This window comes from Anaeromyxobacter sp. PSR-1 (genome assembly GCF_000964525.1).
Classification (GTDB): Bacteria; Myxococcota; Myxococcia; order Myxococcales; family Anaeromyxobacteraceae; genus Anaeromyxobacter.
In genome coordinates this window covers 1-6,271 of the sequence record NZ_BAZG01000228.1, presented here as the reverse complement: position 1 = coordinate 6,271, position 6,271 = coordinate 1, and the positions used below count along the sequence as shown (strand labels likewise).

The 6,271-nt window shown below is 75.5% G+C and carries 5 protein-coding genes and 1 pseudogene; 2 read left to right on the top strand and 4 right to left on the bottom strand.

What is annotated here, in order from left to right; all coding sequences use genetic code 11:
• The coding region (locus PSR1_RS20925; RefSeq protein WP_370539106.1) for a tol-pal system YbgF family protein at window positions 1-731 on the bottom strand (731 nt) is incomplete at its 3' end.
• Between the two features lie 185 nt (window positions 732-916).
• Here PSR1_RS20925 and PSR1_RS20920 point away from each other — a divergent pair.
• Window positions 917-3,160, top strand: coding sequence for an ATP-binding protein (locus PSR1_RS20920; RefSeq protein WP_059439314.1), 2,244 nt, complete (start codon window positions 917-919; stop codon window positions 3,158-3,160).
• 34 nt (window positions 3,161-3,194) lie between these two features.
• On the top strand, window positions 3,195-4,616 hold the full coding sequence (locus PSR1_RS20915) for a sigma-54 dependent transcriptional regulator (RefSeq protein WP_059439313.1): 1,422 nt from the start codon (window positions 3,195-3,197) through the stop codon (window positions 4,614-4,616).
• A gap of 65 nt (window positions 4,617-4,681) precedes the next feature.
• On the opposite strand, the gene rsmI is transcribed toward PSR1_RS20915, so the two are convergent.
• The 3 genes and pseudogenes from rsmI to PSR1_RS20900 form a co-directional block, all read right to left on the bottom strand.
• Window positions 4,682-5,554 carry a 16S rRNA (cytidine(1402)-2'-O)-methyltransferase gene (rsmI, locus tag PSR1_RS20910; RefSeq protein ID WP_059439312.1) on the bottom strand — a complete coding sequence of 291 codons (873 nt, stop codon included), beginning with the start codon at window positions 5,552-5,554 and terminating at the stop codon, window positions 4,682-4,684.
• Window positions 5,555-5,585: 31 nt separating this feature from the next.
• Window positions 5,586-5,990 (bottom strand): YraN family protein, encoded by a 405-nt coding sequence (locus PSR1_RS20905; protein WP_059439311.1) that lies wholly within the window; start codon window positions 5,988-5,990, stop codon window positions 5,586-5,588.
• A 4-nt stretch (window positions 5,991-5,994) separates the two neighbouring features.
• A pseudogene (locus tag PSR1_RS20900) lies at window positions 5,995-6,271 on the bottom strand (hypothetical protein); the annotation flags it as partial.

Here is a 6,271-nt window from a genome sequence, read left to right as displayed (position 1 = left end):
TTCGCGTCGAGCAGCCCCTCCGCGCGGCGCAGCGCCTCGTCGGCCGAGGGCGGGCCGCCGTGCGGCGCCGCCAGCGCGGTCGCCGCGGAGAGGCACTCCGCCGACTCCGGCGCGAGCGGGTGCGCCGTCCAGCACGCCATCAGGTCGCGCCGCGCGCCGGCGGGATCCGGGGGCCGGGCGGCGGCCCGGATGCGGCCGGCGAGCAGGAGCGCGGACGCGGCGAGGTCGGGTCGGGAGAGGTCGTTCGGCGCGCCCTCGCGCAGCAGCGGCGCGAGCGCCTCCAGCGCGGTCGCGCCCTCGCCGAGCGCCCAGGCCGCGCGCGCCCGCGAGAGCCGCGCCTCGGCGGCGAGCAGCGAGCGGTCCGGCACCTGCGCCCAGGCCGCCATCGCCTCGCGCGGGCGCCCCGCGCCGGAGAGCGCCTCGCCGCGCAGGAAGGTCACCCGATCGGCGAGGTCGGGCACCTTCTCCTCGAGGCCGGCGAGGACCTTCAGCGCCTCCTCGGGCCTCGGGACCTCGAGCAGCGCCAGCGCGCGGACGTAGGCCGCCTCCGGCTCGGGCGCCTTCGCCAGCCGCGCGGCGGCGTCGACCCAGCGCCCGGCGTCGTAGGCGGCCTTGCCCTCCGCGGCGGGGCCCTTGCGGAAGAGCGGCGCGAGGTCGGCCTCGCGGAGCGGCGGGGGCGTGGGGGTCGGTGCGGCGGCGAGGAGGCAGGCGGTGAGCGCGGCGGTGAGCATCGGTCCGTGGGACAGAGTGGGACCCGGGGGAGGCGCGGTCAAGGGACCGTTCGCCCGCCGGGGCGGGCGGGGGCGCGCCGCCCGGGCGCACCGGGAGGAACGGCCGGGGCCGCGGGCGGATTCCCTCCCCGGCCGGCGTGCGCCCGTGCGGTGCGCAGCGCCGAAAAGGGTTAGGATCGACGCGCGTGGACATCCGCACCCAGGCCACCCTGCTCGCCGCGATCGTGACGCTCGCCCTCGCGGCGGCGGCGCTGCTCCGCGACAACCGCTCCCGCGTCTTCACGCTGTTCGCGCTGTTCTCGGCCGACCTGTTCCTGTTCTCGCTGGCGCTGTTCTTCCTGCGCTGGAAGCAGTCGTTCGGGATGGTCTGGTGGGAGCGCCTGGCGGTCGGGACCGGGGCGCTCATCCCGGCGGCGGCGCTCGCCTTCTTCCTCGAGTTCCTCGGGGTGGCGCGCCGGCCCGCCCGGCGCGCGCGCAACGCCATGCTGGCCGGCTCGCTCACCGGCATCGTGGTGGCGCTCACCCCGCTCGTCCACGTGAAGGCCGCCAAGCTCCTGGTCGCCGCCTACGTGCTGGGCGGCCTCGCGGCGGTGCTCTCCACCCTCTGGGGCAAGCGGCACGGCTCGCAGACCCGCGTCGAGCGCGCGCGCCTCCAGTACCTGTTCGTCGGCGCGCTGGTGGCGGTGGTCCTCTCGACGCTCGACATGCTGCCGCTGTTCGGCGTGCCCTACCCGCCGGAGGGGCTCGGGTCGATCGTCCTCACCGTCTTCATGTTCTTCCTGTCGCAGACGCTGCAGCGCCACCGGCTGCTCGACCTGCACGAGTTCCTCGGGAAGATCGTCGTGGTCACCGCGCTGGGCCTGGTGCTGGTGGCGATCTACGGCGGCCTGGTGTCCTGGGTCGGCGACCGGCCGGAGCTCTTCTACTTCAACACGGTGGTGGCCTCGTTCGTGATCCTCTCGCTGTTCGACCCGATGCGCGACAAGGTCGAGGAGTGGGTGGTCGCGACGCTGTTCCACGAGCGCTACGAGCTGGTGCGGCGCCTCGAGGACCTGCGCGAGCGGACCGGCAAGGTGATCGAGCCGGCCGGGCTCGCGGCGGTGGTGCTGGACGGGCTGGTCGAGACGCGCCGGGTCACCCACTGCTCGCTGTGGCTGCTCGCCGACGATCGCCCCGGGTACCGGCTGCTCGACTACCGCGGCCCGCCGCCGGCGCCGTTCCTCGAGCCGGCCACCGCGCGGGCGCTGCTGGGCGCCTCGTCCTCGGGCCAGAAGGCCATCCTGGCGGAGAACATCGACCGGCGCGTGTCGGAGCTGCGCGCGCTCCTCCCCACCGGCCCGGGCGACCACGTGAGCCGCCGCGGCGCGCCGGCCGCCATCGCCGAGGAGCTGAAGCGGCTCGGCGACGCGCGCGCGGTCATGGGCACCATGCGCGCCGGCATCGCCATGCCGCTGCTGGCCGGCGACCGGGTGGTCGGGTTCCTGGCCTGCTGGGACGAGCGCGTGCAGGAGGCGTTCGCCTCGGACGAGATCGCCGCGCTCATCGAGGTGGCGGACCGCTGCGCGCTCGTGATCGAGAACTCGAAGCTCTACCAGCAGATGAAGGAGCGCGACCGCCTCGCGGCGCTGGGCGAGATGTCCGCCGGCCTGGCGCACGAGATCCGCAACCCGCTCGCCGCCATCAAGGCCGCCATCCAGTACCTCGACCCGCGCAAGGTCCCCGAGGACGACCGCGAGTTCTTCGAGATCGTGGTCGAGGAGGTGAACCGCCTGAACGGCGTCGTCAGCCAGTTCCTCGACTACTCGCGGCCGCTGAAGCCCTCGCTCGCGCCCACGCAGGTGAACGAGGTGCTGGAGAAGACGTTCAAGCTCCTGCAGGCCGAGATCCCGGAGTCGGTCCGGCTCGAGCTGGACCTGGCCGAGTGGCTGCCGCGGGTCCAGGCCGACGCGGAGCAGCTGAAGCAGGTGTTCCTGAACCTGGCGCTGAACGCGTTCCAGGCCATGCCGCGCGGCGGGCGCCTCACCGTCTCCACCCGGCTCGCCCGCGACGAGCTGGCGTTCTGGCGCGAGGGCGCGCGCCGCGCCGACCTGGTGGAGATCCGGTTCCGCGACACCGGCCCGGGCATCCCGGACGACGCGCGCGAGTCGATCTTCGTGCCCTTCTACACCACCAAGGAGAAGGGCACGGGGCTCGGCCTCGCCATCTGCCAGCGCATCGTCAAGGCGCAGCAGGGGACCATCGTGGTGCGCTCGGCCCCGGGCGAGGGCGCCGAGTTCCTCATCTCGCTGCCCGGCATCCACGAGGAGCGCCCGGCCGAGGCGCCGCGCCCGCCGCTCGACGAGGAGGAGAAGGCCCGCGCCCGCGAGCGGCGCCGGGCCCGGGCCGAGGCGCGCCTCCGCGGCCGCAAGCGGCGGAAGAAGCACGCCTGATGCGTCCCCCTGCCCTTCCGTGATACGAGGCGCCGTGGCCCACGTCCTCATCGTAGACGACGAGGTGAACATCCGCCGGGTCCTCGCGGCCATGCTGAAGCGCGAGGGCTACGAGGTCACCACCGCGGCCGACGGCGAGCAGGCCCTCGGCGTGCTGCACCGCACGCCGGTGCACGTGGTGGTCACCGACCTGGTCATGCCGCGGGTGGGCGGGATGGAGCTCCTGCGCCGCGTCGCGCAGGACTTCCCCGACGTGCCGGTGATCCTCATCACCGCGCACGGCTCGGTGGACAGCGCGGTGGCGGCGCTCAAGGCCGGCGCCTTCGACTACATCACCAAGCCGTTCGAGCAGGAGGAGCTGAAGAAGGTCATCGCCAAGGCGGCGCGCGCGCACGACCTGGAGCGCCAGAACCTGCACGCGATGCTGAACGAGGGCGACGGCCCGCCGCTCATCGGGCAGTCGCCGCCCATGCGCGCCATCTACGAGATGGTGGCGCGGGTGGCGGACTCGCCGTCCACCGTCCTCATCACCGGCGAGAGCGGCACCGGCAAGGAGCTCATCGCCAAGGCGCTGCACCGCGGCTCCTCCCGGCGCGACAAGCCGCTCATCAAGGTGAACTGCGCCGCCATCCCCAAGGACCTGGTGGAGAGCGAGCTGTTCGGCTACGAGCGCGGGGCGTTCACCGGCGCGGTCGGCTCCAAGCCCGGGCGCTTCGAGCTGGCCGACGGGGGCACGCTGTTCCTGGACGAGATCGGCGAGGTGCCGGTCGAGATGCAGGTGAAGCTGCTCCGCGCCATCCAGGAGTCCGAGTTCGAGCGCGTCGGCGGCATCAAGACGCTGCAGGTGGACGTGCGCCTCATCGCCGCCACCAACCGCGACCTGAAGCAGCTCATCGCCGACGGGCGCTTCCGCGAGGATCTGTACTACCGGCTGGCGGTGGTCCCCATCGCCCTGCCCCCGCTGCGCGACCGGCGCGAGGACGTGCCGCTGCTGGTCCGCCACTTCATCGAGAAGTACGACCAGCGCCTGGGCAAGAAGGTCGAGGGGATCGAGGGCGAGGCGCTGGAGCTGCTCGTGAACTACTCCTGGCCCGGGAACATCCGCGAGCTGGAGAACCTCATGGAGCGCTCGGTGCTGTTCGCCGACGGGCCGCTCATCCAGGCGAGCGCGCTCCCCGACGCGCTCCGCGAGAAGGGGGCGCAGGCGTCGGTCCCCATCGCCGCGGTCGGCCCGCTGGGCGCCATCGCCGCGCCGAGCGGCGCGTCCATGAAGGAGATCGTCCGCCAGGCGCAGGCCGAGCTGGAGCGCGAGCTCATCACGCGGGCGCTCGAGGAGACCGGCGGCAACGTCACCCGCGCCGCCAAGCGGCTCCAGATCAGCCGGAAGTCGCTGCAGGTGAAGATGAAGGAGCTGGGCCTGCGCGGCGCCGTGGACCTCGAGGACGAGCGGAGCTAGCAGGCTCGCGCCGTCCCGCTGCCGCTCGCGGTGAGCCCGTCGAACCGCGAGCGGGGCGCTCCCGCTCACCCGCCGTGCTTCAGCCGCTCCAGGGCGGCGTAGACGTCGGAGCGGACCAGGCCGCGGGCCCGGGCCACCTCGCGCGCGATCGCGGACGGGGGCTCGCCGGCGGCGACCCGGCGGCGCAGCTCGTCCTCGAGCGGCTCGGCCTCGGCGGCCGCGGCCGGCGCCGCGCCGGGCGCGGGCGGCGCCACCACCAGCGTCACCTCGCCCTTCACCTCGCCCGCGAACCGGTCCGCCAGCCCGGAGAGCGGGCCGCGCGCCAGCTCCTCGTGCAGCTTGGTCAGCTCGCGGGCCACGAGCGCGGGGCGGTCGCCCAGCGCGGCGGCGAGGTCGCGGAGCGTCTCGGCGGTCCGGTTCCCGGCCTCGTACAGCACCAGCGTGGCCGGCGCCGACGCCAGCCAGGCCAGCGCCGCCGCGCGGGCGCCGCCCTTGCGCGGCAGGAAGCCGGCGAACACGAACCGGTCGGCCGGGAAGCCGGAGGCGGCGAGCGCCGTCACGGCCGCGCTCGGGCCGGGCACCGGCACCACCGGCACGCCCGCCTCCCACGCGGCCGCCACCAGCGCCGCCCCCGGGTCCGACACGCCGGGCGTGCCCGCGTCGGTGCAGAGCGCCACCGACTGCCCGGCGCGCAGCCGCTCCAGCACCGGCTCCAGCCGGCCGCGCTCGTCGAACGCGGGGAGCGACAGGAGCAGCGGCGCGGCCGCCCCCAGGTGCGCGAACAGCTTGTGCGTGCGGCGCGTGTCCTCGGCCGCCACCGCCGACACGGTGCGCAGGAGCTCGGCGGCCCGCGGCGACAGGTCGCCCAGGTTGCCGATGGGCGTCGCGAGCACGTAGAGGGTGCCCGGCGCCGCGGCCTGCGGCGGCCGCGCGCTCACCCCGCCCTCCGCGTCGCCTCGGCGCGCGCCATCACCAGTGCCCCGGCCGGCCGTCGCCGTCGAACGCGGCCGGGAAGTGCTCGATGCGCGGCGCGCCGTCGCCGAAGGTGACCGCCACCACGTCGAAGCGGATGGCCTGCTCCAGCCCGCCGTGCCCGAGCGCCCAGTCGGTGGCCGCGGCCACCACCCGCCGCCCCTTGAGCGGGCCCACCGTCTCCTCGGGGCCGCCCAGCGCGTCGGAGGTACGGCTGCGCACCTCCACGAACACGAGCACCTCGCCGTCCCGGCAGACGAGGTCCACCTCGCCGCGCCGGGTGCGGTGGTTGCGATCGAGGATGCGGAAGCCGCGCTCGGCGAGCCAGGCCGCGGCGAGCGCCTCGCCCTCGCGCCCGAGCGCGTGCCGCCCGTCCCCCGCCCCGCCCGCGCCGCCGGCCATCGCGCTACGCCCCGTGGTCCGCGGCCTCGCGGAACGCGAGGTCCGGGGTGGCGTGGACGACCTGGCCCGCGCGCGCCGCCTGCTTGAGGAGGCGCGCCGCGAAGCGCCGCGCGCCGTCGGAGAGCCCCTGGAACGCGTCGTCCACCAGCCCGACCCGCCGCCCGCCGGCGAGCCCCTGCTCCAGGAACGCGAGCTTCAGCGCCAGGAACACCAGGTCGCGGTCCGCCGGCGGGAGCGACAGGGCCGGCACCGGCCGCCCGGCGACGAGCACGTGGAGCCCG